The organism is Bradyrhizobium liaoningense, from assembly GCF_018130785.1.
Lineage (GTDB): Bacteria > Pseudomonadota > Alphaproteobacteria > Rhizobiales > Xanthobacteraceae > Bradyrhizobium > Bradyrhizobium liaoningense_A.
In genome coordinates this window covers 74,000-90,419 of the sequence record NZ_JAFCJT010000024.1, presented here as the reverse complement: position 1 = coordinate 90,419, position 16,420 = coordinate 74,000, and the positions used below count along the sequence as shown (strand labels likewise).

Genomic DNA, 16,420 nt, shown 5'->3' with positions numbered 1-16,420 from the left:
GTCGACTGGAAGACCATGAAGCTGCGCGACCTTCTAGGCAATGATGCCGCCATCGAGCCCGCTGTCGCGGCGCTCGATGTGACCGGCGTCGCGCTCGACAGCCGTGTGGTCAAGTCAGGCGATCTTTTCTTCGCGCTCGCGGGCAGCAAGACCGACGGCGCCCGCTTCATCGATGGCGCGATTGCCGCAGGCGCGGTGGCCGTCGTCGGCGACCATGCACCAGATGGCGGCAAGGTGCCGTTCATTGCGGTGTCCAATCCGCGCCGCGCGCTGGCGCTGGCCGCGGCAAAAATCTACCCCGCGCAGCCCGCGACCATCGCTGCGGTGACCGGCACCAGCGGCAAGACCTCCGTCGCCGCGTTCACGCGCCAGATCTGGGAGCGGCTGGGTCATGCCTCCGCCAGCATCGGCACCATCGGTCTCGTCTCGCCCAAGCGCACCGTTTATGGCTCGCTGACGACGCCGGATCCGATCGCGCTGCACCGGCAGCTCGATGAGATCGCGCGCGAAGGCGTGACGCATCTCGCTTTCGAGGCGTCCTCGCACGGGCTCGACCAGTACCGTCTCGACGGCGTGCGTGTCTCCGCGGGCGGCTTCACCAATCTCTCGCGCGACCACATGGATTACCATCCGACCGTCGCGCATTACCTGGCCGCAAAACTCCGGCTGTTCCGCGAGCTGGTCCCGTCGGATGGAGCGGCGGTGATCTCCGCCGATCATGATTGCTCGGCGGAAGCAATCCATGCTGCCAGGTCGCACGGCCTGCGCGTGATGGCGGTCGGCCGCAATGGTGACGGGGCAGGCGAGGGCATTCGGCTCGCCGGTGCCGAGGTCGAAGGTTTTTCGCAAGTGCTTGCCGTCGAGCATCGCGGCAGGCGCCATGCGATCCGGTTGCCGCTGGTCGGCGAATTCCAGATCGAGAACGCGCTGGTGTCGGCCGGTCTTGCCATCGGCACCGGAAGTGACGCGGCAAACGTGTTCGCGAGCCTCGAACATCTCGAAGGTGCCAAGGGACGTCTCGAGCGCGTTGGCGAGCACAACGGCGCGCCGATCTTCGTGGACTATGCGCACAAGCCCGATGCGCTGGCGAAGGCATTGCAGGCGCTGCGTCCTTACGCCAAGCGCAGGCTCGTCGTCGTGTTCGGCGCCGGCGGCGATCGCGACGCCGGCAAGCGCCCGATCATGGGCGAAATCGCAGCCGAGAACGCCGACCGCGTCATCATCACCGACGACAATCCACGTAGCGAGAAGCCGGAAGCCATTCGCGCCGAAATCCTCGCAACTGCAAAAGGCGCCCGCGAAATCGGCGACCGCGCCGTGGCGATCCGCACCGCGATCGAGGAGTTGGAAGACGGCGATGCGCTGCTCGTCGCCGGCAAGGGACACGAGACCGGGCAGATCGTCGGTGGCGAGGTGCTGCCCTTCAGTGATCACGAGGCGGTCGCCGCCGCATTAGCGTCGAGGGTTGCATGAGCGCGCCAATATGGACGGTTGCCGAAGTGGCGCGCGCGCTGGGCGCTGCGGGATCATTTCCGGACACGCCGATCGACTTCGTCACCCAGGACAGCCGCCTGGTGAAGCCGGGCAGCCTGTTCGTCGCGCTGAGCGGCACGCCGAGCGGCGGCTTCATCTCGGCCTTCGCCAGCGCGCGTGACGGCTGGGAGTTCGCAGACAAGGCAGAAGCCTCCGGCGCGGTCGCGGTGATCGTGCCGCACCAGATCGCCGGCATTCGCATTCCCCAGATCGTCGTCAAGGACACGCTGATCGACGGTCTCTGGGGCCTCGCGCGTGCCGCCCGCGCCCGTTTCAACGGACCGGTGATCGGGCTCACCGGTAGCGCCGGCAAGACCAGCACCAAGGAGTTTCTGGCGGCCTATCCCAACGCCTATGCCAGCCCGTCGAGCTTCAACAATTTCTGGGGTGTGCCGCTGACGCTGTGCAATGCGAAGCCCGACGCCAGCCTCTGGGTCGTCGAGATGGGCATGAACCAGACCGGCGAGATCGCGCGCCTCAGCGAGCTTACACGTCCGACCGTCGCGCTCGTCGTCAACGTTCAGCCGGTGCATCTGGAAAAGCTCGGCTCGCTCGAAGCGATCAGGCGCGAGAAGGTGTCGATCGCGCTCGGCCTGCCCGAGGATGGCGTGCTGGTGCTGCCTGCCGGGATCAAGGCGCCGGACTGGAAGGGCAAGGTGGTCCGCTTCGGCGAGAAAGCCGAGGTGCACGAGGTCGCGCACGCGCCGCATGGCGAGAGCTGGCAGGTCGTGGCCGCGCTCGGCAAGAAGGAGATCGCCTTCAGCCTGACGCCGGGCGCACCGCACCGCGTACAGAATGCGCTCGCTGCGCTCGCGTCGATCCGCGCCGCGAACCTCGATGCAGCGACGCTCGCGATCAAGCTCGACCGGGTTGGCATCATGACCGGCCGCGGCGTCGAGCAGGCGATCGGCGGCGTCACCGTGATCGACGACAGTTTCAACGGCAATCCGGCCAGTGTGGCTGCTGCACTGCAAAGCCTCCAGGCACGCAGCATGAGCGGCGGCCGCCGCATTGCGGTGCTCGGCGACATGCTGGAACTGGGCAATGACGCACCAAGTTACCATACGGCCCTCGCCAAGCATCTCGAAGGCATCGACGGCGTCTACTGCGTCGGCTCCCTGATGCGTCAGCTCTTCGAGGTGCTGCCGGCCGGCAAGGCTCTCGGCTGGCACGACGACCCCGCCACGCTGAAGCCGGGCGAGGTCGCAAATCTGCTGAGGGCAGGCGATGTCGTGGTTGTCAAGGGCAGCAAGAAGATGTTCTGGGTCAACAAGTTTGTGCCGGGCCTAGTGGCCGCCTTGCAGGCAAAGGCGTAAACTGCTTGGAAGGCGTTGTTCCCGAATCCCACCCTTTGCGGCGCGAAGCGTTTTCCCAGAGGTCGCCCGACCCCATGATGAAGGCCAGCGAATGCGCGTGACGCACGGTGACAAGACCAAGGCCGCGTGCAAAGGCGCCATAGGACCGTCTGAATGTTTTACTGGCTGATCGAGCTCTCCAACACATTTCCGGGCTTCGGTGCCATTCGCACCTTCCTGAACGTCTTCCGCTACATCACCTTCCGCACCGGCGGCGCCGTCGTGACCGGCGCGCTGTTCGTGTTCCTGTTCGGGCCCTGGATCATCGACCATCTGCGCATCCGTCAGGGCAAGGGCCAGCCGATCCGGACCGACGGCCCGCAATCGCATCTCGCCAAGAAAGGCACGCCCACCATGGGCGGGCTGATGATCCTGTCCGGCCTCACGGTCGGCACGGTGCTGTGGGCCAATCCGCTCAACCCCTATGTCTGGATCGTGCTGGCGGTGACGCTCGGCTTCGGCTTCGTCGGCTTCTATGACGATTACCTCAAGGTGACCAAGCAGACCACGACCGGGTTCGGCAGCAAGCTGCGCCTGCTGATCGAGGCGGCGATCGCGCTGGTTGCCTGCTATGCGCTGGTGCGCCTGAACCGCGATCCGGCGTCGACCGCGCTGACCATTCCCTTCCTGAAGGACACCGTGCTGCATTTCGGCTGGTTCTTCGTCGTGTTCGGCGCCTTCGTCATCGTCGGCGCCGGCAATGCGGTGAACCTCACCGACGGTCTCGACGGCCTTGCCATCGTGCCCGTGATGATCGCGACCGCGAGCTTTGCGATGATCGCCTATCTCGCCGGCAACGCGGTGTTTGCCGACTATCTCCAGATCAAATATGTCGCCGGCACCGGCGAGCTCGCGGTGCTCTGCGGCGCGCTGCTGGGCGCGGGTCTCGGCTTCCTCTGGTTCAACGCGCCGCCGGCCTCGATCTTCATGGGCGACACCGGCTCGCTCGCGCTCGGCGGCATGCTCGGCGCGATCGCAGTCGCGGTGAAGCATGAGATCGTGCTCGCGGTGATCGGCGGCCTGTTCGTGCTGGAGGCGGTCTCCGTCATCGTGCAGGTGGTGTCGTTCAAGCTCACGGGAAAACGCATCTTCCGGATGGCGCCGATCCATCACCATTTCGAACAGCTCGGCTGGACCGAGCCGCAGATCGTGATCCGCTTCTGGATCATCTCGGTGATGCTGGCGCTGGCCGGCCTGTCCACGCTGAAGCTGCGGTGACGGTTACGCGATGATCCCGGTCACATCCTTTGCCGGCAAGACGGTCGCGGTGTTTGGCCTCGGCGGCTCGGGGCTTGCGTCCTGTCACGCGTTGAAAGCAGGCGGCGCTGAGGTGATCGCCGCCGACGACAATGCCGAGAACGTCGCCAAGGCCGCGCAAGCGGGTTTCATCACCGCCGATTTGCGCAACGTCTCCTGGGCGAATTTCGCGGCGCTCGTGCTCGCGCCCGGCGTGCCGCTCACCCATCCCGTGCCGCACTGGAGCGTGCTGAAGGCGCGCGAGGCCGGTTGCGAGGTGATCGGCGATATCGAGCTGTTCTGCCGCGAGCGGCGGCGGCACGCGCCCAATGCGCCGTTCGTCGCGATCACCGGCACCAACGGCAAGTCGACCACGACGGCGCTGATTGCGCATCTCACAAAGGTCGCCGGCTTCGACACCCAGATGGGCGGCAATATCGGTACCGCGATCCTGTCGCTGGAGCCGCCGCGCACCGGCCGCGTCCACGTCATCGAGATGTCGTCCTACCAGATCGACCTCACGCCCTCGCTCGATCCCTCCGTCGGCATTTTGCTCAATGTCAGCGAGGACCATATCGACCGTCACGGCACCCTCGCGCACTACGCTGCGGTGAAGGAGCGTCTCGTCGCCAGCGTGCAAGGAGGCGGCACCTCGATCGTCGGCGTCGACGATGGCTTCTGCCGCGACATCGCCGACCGGCTCGACCGCGCCGGCAAGAACGTGGTGCGGATCTCCGTCAAGAACCCGCTGGCCTCGGGCATCCATGTCGAGCACGGCACCATCGTGCGCACCGCGGGCGGTGCGCGTAGCGAAGTCGCAAAACTCGGCGGCATCGGTTCGCTGCGCGGCCAGCACAATGCGCAGAACGCGGCCTGTGCTGCCGCCGCCGCGCTCGCGATGGGCATCAGCCTCGACGTACTCCAGAACGGCCTGCGCAGCTTTCCGGGCCTCGCCCACCGCATGGAGCAGGTCGGCCGCCGCGCCAACGTGCTGTTCGTCAACGACTCCAAGGGCACCAACGCCGATGCCACCGCGCATGCGCTGTCGTCCTTCGCCGACATCTTCTGGATCGCCGGCGGCAAGCCGAAGGCGGGCGGCATCACTGGCCTCACCGGCTACTTCCCGCGTATCCGCAAGGCCTATCTGATCGGCGAGGCGGCGCAGGAGTTTTCCGGAACGCTCGGGACGCAGGTTGCGCACGAGATCAGCCAGACGCTGGACGTTGCCGTCGAGCACGCCGCGCGCGATGCCGAAGCCTCCGGCCTCGCGGATGCGGTGGTGCTGCTGTCACCGGCCTGCGCCTCCTTCGACCAGTACCGCAACTTCGAGATCCGCGGCACCAAGTTCCGCGATCTGGTGCAGGCGCTGCCGGGTGTGAAACCGGTGGTGTAGGGCAAGCGGTCTGGAAGCTCCGCTGTCATCGCCCGGCTTGACCGGGCGGCCCGGTATTCCAGAGGCGGTGCTGGGATACGGAGACGCCGCGGCGTACTGGATGCCCCGGTCAAGCCGGGGCATGACCATCATTTGTGGTCGCGTTGTGCGCTCTCTCCAAAGTTATCGATCTCCTTAACCCCCCGGTAACCAACCTCGGCGACCAATGGAGCGACCTCTGTCCGAAAGCGGCCGCCCATGCTCTCCCGTGAAGAACGAACCCCCTTTTCCGAGTGGTGGTGGACCGTCGACAAACCGCTGATGGGCGCCATCCTGGCACTGATGCTCACCGGCGTGATCCTGTCGCTGGCGGCGAGCCCGCCGGTTGCGACCCGCATCGGGCTCGATCCCTTCCATTTCTTCAGTCGCCACGTGATGTTCCTGGCGCCGTCCTGCCTGGTTCTCCTCGGGGTGTCCTTCCTGTCGCCGCGCGCGATCCGCCGCTCGGCCCTGATCATCTTCGCGGCCAGCATCATCCTGATCGTGCTGACGCTGGCGATCGGCCCTGAGGTGAAGGGTTCGCGGCGCTGGATCACGCTGCTCGGCGTCAACATCCAGGCCTCCGAAGTCGCAAAACCTTCGTTCGTGGTCATCGCCGCCTGGCTGTTTGCGGAATCGACCAAGCGGCCTGAAATGCCGGCGACCTCGATGGCGCTGGTGCTGCTCTTGATGCTCGTATCGCTGCTGGTGATGGAGCCCGACTTCGGCCAGACCATGCTGATCCTGATGGTGTGGGGCTCGCTGTTCTTCATCGCGGGCATGCGGATGATCTGGGTGTTCGGTCTTGCGGGTGCCGCCGCGGCCGGTCTGTTCAGCGCCTATCTGTTCGTTCCGCACGTCGCCGGCCGCATCAAGCGCTTCATGAATCCGGCTTCCGGCGACACCTTCCAGGTCGATACTGCCATGGAAGCCTTCTACAACGGCGGCTGGTTCGGGCTCGGGCCGGGAGAGGGCATCGCCAAGCGCAGCCTGCCGGACAGTCACACCGACTTCGTGTTCGCGGTTGCCGCAGAGGAATTCGGCATCATCCTGTGCCTTGCGATGCTGGCGCTGTTCGCCTTCGTCGTGATCCGCACGCTCTCGCGCGCCTATGCCAATGAGGACATGTTCTCGCGCTTTGCCGCCTCGGGCCTTGCGATCCTGTTCGGCGTGCAGGCCGCGATCAACATGTCGGTCAACCTTCAGCTCATCCCCGCCAAGGGCATGACGCTGCCGTTCATTTCCTATGGCGGTTCCTCGATCGTGTCGCTGGCCTATGGTGTCGGCATGATGCTGGCGCTGACGCGGCTGCGCCCGCGCACCGAGGTCGAAGCAAGCGGCCACGCCGAGGCGATGCGCAGTTACGCCTAAGCGTCATTGCGAGGAGCTCTTGCGACGAAGCGATCCAGAGTGTCTCCGCGGGGTATTCTGGATTGCTTCGCTTCGCTCGCAATGACGAGAAAGACCCTGTAAAACTCCCCCATCATGGACACGTCCCCCCTGATTCTTCTTGCCGCGGGCGGCACCGGCGGCCATTTGTTTCCGGCCGAGGCGCTGGGCGTCGAGCTGATCCGGCGCGGCTTTCGCGTCCGCCTCGTCACGGATGAGCGCGCGCTGCGCTATAGCGGGCTGTTCACCAAGGACATGATCGACGTCGTCGCAAGCGAGACCGCGCGAGGCCGCAATCCGTTGCAGCTCGCCTATGCCGGCCTCACGCTCGCCACCGGCACGCTCTCTGCGTATCGCCTGATCAAGCGGCTGAAGCCGGTCGCCGTCGTTGGCTTCGGCGGCTATCCGACGCTGCCGCCGCTGGTTGCTGCGAAATTTGCAGGCGTCCCTGGCATCATCCACGACGCCAATGCGGTGCTCGGTCGCGCCAACCGGTTTCTGTCGACCCGCGTCCGCGCCATCGCGACGTCCTTGCCGGGCGTGCTCGACCGCGACCCGGCGCTATCAGGCAAGACCACGACGGTCGGCACGCCGATGCGGCCGGCAATCCTCGCCGCAGCCGCCGTGCCATATGCCGCGCCCGAGGTGAACGGTCCGCTGCGTCTGCTCGTCGTCGGCGGCAGCCAGGGCGCGCGCATCATGGCCGATATCGTGCCCGGCGCGATCGAACGGCTTGAGCCTGCGCTGTGGAGCCGGCTGGTCCTGACCCAGCAGGTCCGCGACGAGGACATGACGCGCGTGCGCGCGGTCTACGACAAGCTCAAGATCAATGCCGAGCTCGCGCCGTTCTTCACCGACCTGCCGGCGCGGCTCGCCTCCAACCATCTGGTGGTGTCGCGCTCCGGCGCCGGCACCGTGGCCGAGCTCGCCGCGATCGGGCGGCCCTCGATCCTGGTGCCGCTGCCGGGTGCGATCGACCAGGACCAGTTCGCCAATGCGGGCGTGCTCGCCAAGGTCGATGGCGCGATCCGCATCCCGCAGACCGAATTCACCTCGGACCGGCTGGCGTCCGAGATCTCGGGTTTCGCGGCCGAACCGGCACGACTTGCCGCGATGGCTGCGGCGGCGAGGGGAGCGGGGCGGCTCGACGCTGCCGAGCGCCTCGCCGATCTGGTGGTCAAAATCGCGGGAATCTGAGCCTAAACGGACCGATTTTCGTATTTTTGCCGTCATGGCCGGGCTTGTCCACCCAAGTCGGATTTATCCGACTTGGTCCTTTAAAAAGAGACGGCACTCGGTATACCGATTGCCTGCGCATCCACGTCTTGCATGAAGTAGCTTGGGATTCGTGGATGACCGGGAAAGTCCGGGCATGACGACGGAACGACGGGATAGAGCATGAGACTGCCGCGCGAGATCGGACCCATCCACTTCGTCGGGATCGGCGGGATCGGCATGAGCGGCATCGCGGAGGTGCTGGTCAATCTCGGCTATGCCGTGCAGGGCTCAGACGCCTCCGACAATTACAATCTCGACCGTTTGCGCAAGAAGGGTGCGAAGGTCTCGGTCGGCCACAAGGCCGAGAATGTCGACGGCGCTGCGGTCGTCGTCGTGTCCACCGCGATCAAGCGCGACAATCCGGAACTGATGGCGGCGCGCGAACGCCGCATTCCCGTGGTGCGCCGCGCCGAGATGCTGGCCGAGCTGATGCGGCTGAAGAGCTGCGTCGCGATCGCCGGCACCCATGGCAAGACTACGACGACCACGATGGTCGCAACGCTGCTCGATGCCGGCGGCCTCGATCCCACCGTGATCAACGGCGGCATCATCAATGCCTATGGCTCCAATGCCCGCCTTGGCGCCGGCGACTGGATGGTGGTCGAAGCGGACGAGAGCGATGGCACATTCCTGAAGCTGCCGACAGATGTCGCGATCGTCACCAATGTCGATCCCGAGCATCTCGATCACTTCAAGACCTTCGAGGCGGTGCAGGACGCGTTCCGGCATTTCGTCGAGAACCTGCCGTTCTACGGCTTCGCCGTGATGTGCATCGACCATCCCGTCGTGCAGAGCCTCGTCGGCAGGATCGAGGATCGCCGCATCATCACCTATGGCGAGAATCCGCAGGCCGATGTGCGGCTCGTCGATCTCACCCCGATGGGCGGTGGCTCCAAGTTCAAGGTCGCGTTCCGCGATCGCAAGACCGGCGCCGTGCACGAGATCGCCGATCTCATGTTGCCGATGCCGGGCCGCCACAATGCCTCCAACGCGACGGCCGCGATTGCGGTCGCGCGCGAGCTCGGCGTGTCGGACGAGGCGATCCGCAAGGCCATTGCCGGCTTCGGCGGCGTCAAGCGCCGCTTCACCAAGACAGGCGAATGGAACGGCGTCACGGTGATCGACGATTACGGTCATCACCCCGTCGAGATCGCGGCAGTGCTGAAGGCGGCGCGGGAATCCACCAACGGCAAGATCGTCGCCGTGGTGCAGCCGCATCGCTACACCCGCCTGCAATCGCTGTTCGAGGAATTCTGCACCTGCTTCAACGATGCGGATGCGGTGATCGTCGCCGATGTCTATGCCGCCGGCGAGGCACCGATCGAAGGCGTCGACCGCGATCATTTCGTCGCGGGCCTGCGTGCGCACGGTCATCGCGAGGTGATCGGCCTGCCGGGCGCGCCGGAGCTTGCGGGTATCGTCAAGGGATTGGCGAAGTCAGGCGATCTCGTCGTGTGCCTTGGCGCAGGCAACATCACGCAATGGGCGTATGCACTGCCGGATGAGTTGAAGGCGCTGGGGTGAGGGCGGTGGGTTTTCCCGACATCACACCTGACCTCAAAGCCGCGATGCCGGAGCTGCGCGGCCGGATGCTGGCCAACCAGCCGCTGGCCGAGCTGACCTGGTTTCGCGTCGGCGGCCCCGCGCAGGTGCTGTTCACGCCGGCGGACGAGGACGATCTCGCTTACTTCCTCGCTCATCTCGCGTCCGACATTCTCGTCTATGTCGTTGGCGTCGGCTCCAACCTGATCGTGCGCGACGGTGGCATCGCGGGCGTGGTGATCCGGCTGGCGCCGCGCGCCTTTGGCGAGGCGAGCGCGAGCGGGGATGTCGTCACCGCTGGAACTGCCGCGCTCGACAAGCGCGTCGCGGAGGTGGCGGCCTCCGCCAATGTCGGCGGGCTCGAATTCTACTTCGGCATTCCCGGCACCATCGGCGGTGCGCTGCGCATGAATGCGGGAGCCAATGGCGGTGAGACCAAGGACGTGCTGATCGAGGCGCGAGGCGTCGGGCGCGACGGCACGAAGCACGTGTTCTCGAACGCCGACATGAAGTTCGTCTACCGCAACAGCGGCGTCGATCCCTCCATCATCTTCACCTCCGCGCGCTTTCGCGGCGAGATCAGGGATACTGATACGATTCGCGCGCGCATGGCGGAGGTGCAGACCCATCGCGAGACCGCGCAGCCGATCCGCGAAAAGACCGGCGGCTCGACCTTCAAGAATCCGCCCGGCCATTCCGCCTGGAAGCTGGTCGACGCTGCCGGCTGCCGCGGCCTGCGCGTCGGCGGCGCTCAGGTCTCGGAGATGCATTGCAATTTCCTGATCAACACGGGCGATGCCACCGCGCACGACATCGAGACGTTGGGCGAGACCGTGCGCGAACGGGTGAAGGCAAACTCCGGAATTGAGCTGCACTGGGAAATCAAGCGGATCGGAATTCCCGGCTAACCTGGACAGGCGACGAGAGAACATGCGCATCACCATCCTCTTCGGCGGCTCCAACCGGGAGCGTCTGGTTTCGGTCGCCTCGGCCCAGGCGCTGCATCAGGCGCTGCCCGAGGCCGATCTCTGGTGGTGGGACGTCGAGGACAAGGTGCATGTCGTGCAGTCGAAGCAACTGCTCGAACACGCCCGTCCGTTCGAGGACGAGTTCAAGCCCGGAACGCGCGGGATTCCGCTGGGGCAGGCGCTCGATCAGGCCAAGGCGGAAGGTCGCGTGCTGGTGCTCGGCCTGCATGGTGGGCGCGCGGAGAACGGCGAATTGCAGGTGATGTGCGAGGCGCGCGGCGTGCCCTTCACCGGATCGGGCTCGGCCTCCTCGCATCTCGCCTTCGACAAGATCGCGGCCAAGCATTTCGCCGCGCTCGGCGGCGTGACGCCGCCGGCCAACGTTGCGCTGGACAAGATCGACGAGGCCTTCGCCGAATACGGCCGGCTGATCGCAAAGCCCGCGCGCGACGGCTCGAGCTATGGCCTGATCTTCGTCAACGCCCGGCAGGATCTCGTCGCCGTCCGCAATGCGGCGGAGCACGAAGACTATGTGATCGAGCCCTACATCGCAGGCGTCGAGGCAACCTGCGGCGTGCTGGAGCGCACCGACGGCTCGATCATCTCGCTGCCGCCGATCGAGATCATTCCGGGCGAGGGCAATTTCGACTACGCCGCAAAGTATCTCCTGAAGTCGACCCAGGAGATCTGCCCCGGCCGTTTTCCGCCCGAGATCACAGCCGCGCTGAAGGAGCAGGCGATGCTGGCGCATCGCGCGATGTCCTGCACCGGCTATTCCCGCTCGGACTTCATCGTCTCCGACAGGGGTCTGGTCTATCTCGAGACCAACACGCTGCCCGGGTTGACCAAGTCCTCGCTCTACCCCAAGGCGCTGAAAGCCGAAGGCATCGAATTCGTCGACTTCCTGCGTGGCCTGGTCGAGCTCGCCGGGCGGGGCGTAAGAAAATAAATTAGGACTGGTTAACGGCCGAGCGGGCGAAATGGCCGGTTTTGGAACCCAAAACCGGTAAAATGCCGGGTATCGCGGCACAAATGCCTCACAAGCCTGGGCAAAACGCATCCGGCGTTAACGAAGTTTACCTTTTGTTTACCAGGACGTCCGAAGGTTAACGCTGGCGGCGCATATGACGCTTTGGCTGCCGGCGCGTGGGCTGTTGCGGGTGATGTCACCTCCAGCGAACGCTTTGAAGGGGAGAGGTTTTCTTCTTCTGAAGACCAGCACCCGGCCCGGCAAGTCCGAGACGTCATGTTCGCCAGGACCCGCGCGATGTCGCGGGCTAACTGTTGACGAGCTCGTGCAATGGATGGTGCAGGAAGCCTCACCCGGTCGTTTCTGAGATCGCTGAGGCCCCAAGCTGACCTGAAGGCGGCCGCTGTCGGAGCGGTCGTGCTTCTGCGCGAGTGGGTGCAGGACAAGCGCGACCAGAAGCGCGCTGTCGCCCAGAACAAGATCAGGTCCAAGACCAAAGCCAAGCCCGTCGTCGAGCGTGAGCCGCCGCCGCGCGTGGTCGCGCTGGTCGAGCGCTATATGCCGCGCCGGGTCGGGATCACCATGACCGTTCTGCTGCTGGTCGGAAGCTGCGGCTTCGGCATCGTCAGGGGCGGCCATCTCCAGGATTTCATCACCGCGGTCAGCGATGCCCGCAACGCGCTGGCCAATTCCGCCGGCTTCCGCATCACCTCCGTCGTGATCAACGGCCGCAAGCAGCTCAGCCAGGACGAGATCCTCGCGGTCGGCGGGGTCAGCGGCCGCTCCTCGCTGCTGTTCCTCGACGCCGACGTCGTGCGCGACAAGCTCAAGGCCAATCCCTGGATCGCGGATGCGACCGTGCTGAAGCTCTATCCGGGCCGGCTCATGATCGACATCACCGAGCGCCAGGCGTTTGCGCTGTGGCAGGAGGCCGGCCGGCTCTCCGTCATCGCCGATGACGGCGCCGTGCTCGAGCCTTACGTCTCGCGCCGGTTCCTGTCGCTGCCGCTCGTGGTCGGCAAGGGCGCCGACACCCAGGCGCGCGATTTCCTGGCGCTGCTGGCGCGCTATCCGCAGATCAATTCGGTGACCAAGGCCGCGATCTATGTCGGCGAGCGGCGCTGGAACCTGAGGCTCAAGGACGGCCTCGACATCCGTCTGCCCGAGCAGGACGTCGGCAACGCGCTTGCGATGCTGTCCAGGCTCGACAAGGAGGACAAGCTGTTCTCCCGCGACATCGTCGCCGTCGACATGCGCCTGCCCGATCGCCTGGTGGTGCAGCTGTCCGACGACGCCGCCAAGGCGCGCGAGGACCTGTTCAAGGACAAGAAGAAAAAGAAGGCCGGGGACGCCGCATGACCGGCTTTGATCGCACCCAGACCCCGAAGACGCGCCCGATGCCGCACAAGCGCGGCGGCCTCGTCGCCTGCCTCGACATCGGCACCAGCAAGATCGCCTGCATGATCGCGCGGCTGAAGCCGTCGGCGCCGAGCGACGCCTTGCGCGGCCGCACCCATGCGGTGGAATTGATCGGTTACAGCCAGATCCAGTCGCGCGGCATGAAGGCCGGCGCGGTGGTCGATCTTGCCGAATGCGAGCAGGCGGTGCGCCAGGCCGTCGGGCTGGCGGAGAAAATGGCCAAGGTGCGGGTCGAGTCCGTTTTGCTGTCGGTCTCCGGCGGCCGGCTTTCCGGCCAGCTGGTCGAAGCTGCCGCCGACATCCGCGGCGGCGCCGTGACGCCGGCCGATGTCAGCCGCGTCACCTCGACCGGCATGCGCCACGCCACCGGCGAGGGCCGCACCGTGCTGCACGCGCTGCCGGTCGGCTACACGCTCGACGGCGTCAAGGGCATCCGCGATCCGCGCGGCATGGTCGCGCATCAGTTCGGCGTCGACATGAACGTCGTCACCTGCGAGGCCACCGTTGCCCGCAACCTGATGCTGGCGGTGGAGCGCTGCCACATCAATGTCGAAGCCATGGCGGCAAGCCCGTATGTGGCCGGCCTGTCGGTGCTGACCGACGACGAGGCCGATCTCGGCGCCGCCGTCGTCGAGATGGGCGCGGGCACCACCACCATCGCGGTCTATTCCGGCGGCCGCTTCGTGCATGCGGCGGGCTTTGCGGTCGGCGGGCAACACATCACGATGGATCTCGCGCGCGGACTCTCCGCGACCATTGCCGATGCCGAGCGAATCAAGACGTTATATGGCACCGTCATCACCGGCGGATCGGACTCGCGTGAGCTGATGTCTGTACCGACAGCCGGTGACGAGCAGGATCTGCCGCAGATCGTCTCCCGCGCCACCATCGCCAACATCGTCAAGCACCGTGCCGAGGAAGTCTTCGAAATGGTTCGGGACAAGCTGAAGGATTCGCCCTTCGCCTCAGAGCCCAACGGCCGCGTCGTGCTCTCCGGCGGCGCCTCGCAGCTCACCGGCCTCGTCGAACTCGGCACACAGATTTTCGGCCGGCCCGTGCGGGTCGGACGTCCGCTCGGTTTCGGCCGGCTGCCCAGCGAGGCGAAGAACGCCGCGTTCGCGGTGCCTGCAGGGCTCCTCGTCTACCCGCAATATGTTCACCACGAACATGTCGAACCGCGGCATACGCGGCAGCAGGTCAAGACAGGGACGGGCGGTTATTTTGGAAAGGTCGGACGATGGCTACGCGAGGGCTTCTGATGAACCGGTTCCGCAACCTTCGCATTTCACCAACTCCCGCGGCCGCCGGCCGGGGCGAACCCACGCGCGCGTGATCGAGAGGCAAACATGACCATCAGCATCAATGTTCCTGATATTCACGAACTGAAGCCCCGGATCACCGTGTTCGGCGTCGGTGGCGCCGGTGGCAACGCCGTCAACAACATGATCACGGCGGGCCTCCAGGGCGTCGACTTCGTGGTCGCCAACACCGACGCGCAGGCGCTGACGATGTCGAAAGCGCAGCGCATCGTGCAGATGGGCACGGCGGTCACGCAGGGCCTCGGCGCGGGTTCGCAGCCGAACGTCGGCGCGGCGGCGGCGGAAGAGGTGATCGACGAGCTGCGCGACCATCTCTCGGGCGCCAACATGGTGTTCGTCACCGCCGGCATGGGCGGCGGCACCGGCACCGGTGCTGCTCCCGTCATCGCCAAGACCGCGCGCGACATGGGCATCCTCACCGTCGGCGTCGTGACCAAGCCGTTCCACTTCGAGGGCGGCCGCCGCATGCGCACCGCCGAGGCCGGCATCAACGAGCTTCACAAGGTCGTGGACACGCTCCTGATCATCCCGAACCAGAACCTGTTCCGGGTCGCCAACGAGAAGACCACCTTCGCCGACGCCTTCGCGATGGCCGACCAGGTGCTCTATTCCGGCGTTGCCTGCATCACCGACCTGATGGTCAAGGAAGGCCTGATCAATCTCGACTTCGCCGACGTTCGCGCCGTCATGCGCGAGATGGGCAAGGCGATGATGGGCACGGGTGAAGCGTCCGGTGACAAGCGCGCGCTGACCGCCGCTGAAGCCGCGATCGCCAACCCGCTGATCGACGATAGCTCGATGAAGGGCGCCAAGGGCCTCCTCATCTCGATCACCGGCGGCAAGGACCTCACTCTGTTCGAGGTTGACGAAGCCGCGACCCGTATCCGCGAGGAAGTCGATCAGGACGCCAACATCATCGTCGGCGCGACCTTCGACGAAGCGCTCGATGGCCTGATCCGCGTCTCGGTCGTCGCCACCGGCATCGAGCAGGCCGCGATCGCCCGCAACAGCCAGGCAACCTCCGCTCCGGTCGCGAACGCGGCGCCGCAGCAGAATCAGCAGGCTCCCGCTGCTCCGGCCGCGGCTGCCGAGAGCCGTCTCGCCGATCTGACCGCGCGTCTGCGTGCCGACAATCAGCGCATGGCCGAGCGCGCCCAGAAGCTGGAAGCCCAGATGCCGGCCGCAGCTCCGGTTGCTGCCGCGCCGATCGCGCCGCGTCCGAATGTCGAGCGCGCCGCGCTTGCCGCCATCGCGGCTGCCGTCGCCGAGGTCCCGCAGGCGCCCGCGCCGATGCAGACCTATGGCGACGTTACGGTGCGCCCGATCGCGCAGAAGCCGACCTTGTTCCCGGAGCCTGACATGGCCCCGGTCGCGATGCAGGAGCCGATGACACCGGAAACCTTCATCCCGCCGCAGGCGGAACGTGGGCCGGTCCGTGCACCGCGGATGCCGCGGATCGACGAACTGCCGATGCCGGCCCAGGCCGAGCTTCGCCAGGCCCGCGGCGAGGTTGAGGAAGAGACCCCGCAAAAGACCCGCCTGTCGCTGCTCCAGCGTCTCGCCAATGTCGGCCTCGGCCGCCGCGACGAGGAGAGTGAGGCGCCGGTCGCAGCCCGCAACGCCGGTCCCGCGATGCCGCCGCTGCCCGATCGCCGGCCCCAGAAGACCGTGGCACAGCAAATCGCGTCGAGCGAACCGGTATCGGAATATGCTCGCCGTCCCGCACCTCAGGGCTTGGACATGCATGGCCGCCCGGCGCCTGTTGCGCCGGCGCCACAGGGTGACGACCATCTTGATATCCCGGCCTTCCTGAGGCGGCAGGCGACCTGAGGATTGTTACAATAAGGCTGACGAAAAAAGGTCCCGGCGGGAAGCTTGCCGGGACCTTTTCTTTAGTCCCGTGCATACCCGGATTGCGCGACCAAACGACTGATTTTAAATCATTAATTACGTATTCGATGGTTCAGTAAAACTGCCGATAACGGTCCCGAACACCGGCG

At 66.0% G+C, this 16,420-nt stretch carries 12 protein-coding genes; all 12 read left to right on the top strand.

The window, feature by feature from the left end; translation table 11 throughout:
- The first annotated feature begins 15 nt into the window (after nucleotides 1–15).
- The 12 genes from JQ627_RS32140 to ftsZ all read left to right on the top strand — a co-directional run bounded on the left by JQ627_RS32140 (nucleotide 16) and on the right by ftsZ (nucleotide 16,250).
- Nucleotides 16–1,473, top strand: coding sequence for a UDP-N-acetylmuramoyl-L-alanyl-D-glutamate--2,6-diaminopimelate ligase (locus JQ627_RS32140; RefSeq protein ID WP_212488368.1), 1,458 nt, complete (start codon nucleotides 16–18; stop codon nucleotides 1,471–1,473).
- Nucleotides 1,470–2,849 carry a UDP-N-acetylmuramoyl-tripeptide--D-alanyl-D-alanine ligase gene (murF, locus tag JQ627_RS32135; RefSeq protein ID WP_212488367.1) on the top strand — a complete coding sequence of 460 codons (1,380 nt, stop codon included), beginning with the start codon at nucleotides 1,470–1,472 and terminating at the stop codon, nucleotides 2,847–2,849. The genes JQ627_RS32140 and murF overlap by 4 nt, the downstream gene beginning before the upstream one ends.
- A 153-nt stretch (nucleotides 2,850–3,002) precedes the next feature.
- Nucleotides 3,003–4,106, top strand: a complete 1,104-nt coding sequence (gene mraY, locus JQ627_RS32130; RefSeq protein ID WP_212488366.1) for a phospho-N-acetylmuramoyl-pentapeptide-transferase — start codon at nucleotides 3,003–3,005, stop codon at nucleotides 4,104–4,106.
- 10 nt (nucleotides 4,107–4,116) lie between these two features.
- The gene (gene murD / locus JQ627_RS32125) at nucleotides 4,117–5,517 is read left to right on the top strand and encodes a UDP-N-acetylmuramoyl-L-alanine--D-glutamate ligase (protein ID WP_212488365.1); all 1,401 of its coding nucleotides are present in this window, start codon (nucleotides 4,117–4,119) and stop codon (nucleotides 5,515–5,517) included.
- A gap of 237 nt (nucleotides 5,518–5,754) precedes the next feature.
- Nucleotides 5,755–6,906 carry a putative lipid II flippase FtsW gene (gene ftsW / locus JQ627_RS32120; RefSeq protein WP_212488364.1) on the top strand — a complete coding sequence of 384 codons (1,152 nt, stop codon included), beginning with the start codon at nucleotides 5,755–5,757 and terminating at the stop codon, nucleotides 6,904–6,906.
- A gap of 114 nt (nucleotides 6,907–7,020) precedes the next feature.
- Nucleotides 7,021–8,121, top strand: a complete 1,101-nt coding sequence (murG, locus tag JQ627_RS32115; protein ID WP_249143566.1) for an undecaprenyldiphospho-muramoylpentapeptide beta-N-acetylglucosaminyltransferase — start codon at nucleotides 7,021–7,023, stop codon at nucleotides 8,119–8,121.
- Between the two features lie 201 nt (nucleotides 8,122–8,322).
- Nucleotides 8,323–9,726 carry a UDP-N-acetylmuramate--L-alanine ligase gene (murC, locus tag JQ627_RS32110; RefSeq protein ID WP_212488363.1) on the top strand — a complete coding sequence of 468 codons (1,404 nt, stop codon included), beginning with the start codon at nucleotides 8,323–8,325 and terminating at the stop codon, nucleotides 9,724–9,726.
- 5 nt (nucleotides 9,727–9,731) lie between these two features.
- Nucleotides 9,732–10,652, top strand: a complete 921-nt coding sequence (gene murB / locus JQ627_RS32105; protein ID WP_212488362.1) for a UDP-N-acetylmuramate dehydrogenase — start codon at nucleotides 9,732–9,734, stop codon at nucleotides 10,650–10,652.
- Between the two features lie 22 nt (nucleotides 10,653–10,674).
- Nucleotides 10,675–11,661 (top strand): D-alanine--D-alanine ligase, encoded by a 987-nt coding sequence (locus JQ627_RS32100; RefSeq protein WP_212488361.1) that lies wholly within the window; start codon nucleotides 10,675–10,677, stop codon nucleotides 11,659–11,661.
- 351 nt (nucleotides 11,662–12,012) lie between these two features.
- Nucleotides 12,013–13,041, top strand: a complete 1,029-nt coding sequence (locus JQ627_RS32095) for a cell division protein FtsQ/DivIB (protein WP_212488360.1) — start codon at nucleotides 12,013–12,015, stop codon at nucleotides 13,039–13,041.
- The gene (gene ftsA / locus JQ627_RS32090; RefSeq protein ID WP_212488359.1) at nucleotides 13,038–14,360 is read left to right on the top strand and encodes a cell division protein FtsA; all 1,323 of its coding nucleotides are present in this window, start codon (nucleotides 13,038–13,040) and stop codon (nucleotides 14,358–14,360) included. The genes JQ627_RS32095 and ftsA overlap by 4 nt, the downstream gene beginning before the upstream one ends.
- An 87-nt stretch (nucleotides 14,361–14,447) precedes the next feature.
- Nucleotides 14,448–16,250 carry a cell division protein FtsZ gene (gene ftsZ / locus JQ627_RS32085; protein WP_212488358.1) on the top strand — a complete coding sequence of 601 codons (1,803 nt, stop codon included), beginning with the start codon at nucleotides 14,448–14,450 and terminating at the stop codon, nucleotides 16,248–16,250.
- Nucleotides 16,251–16,420: the final 170 nt, after the last annotated feature.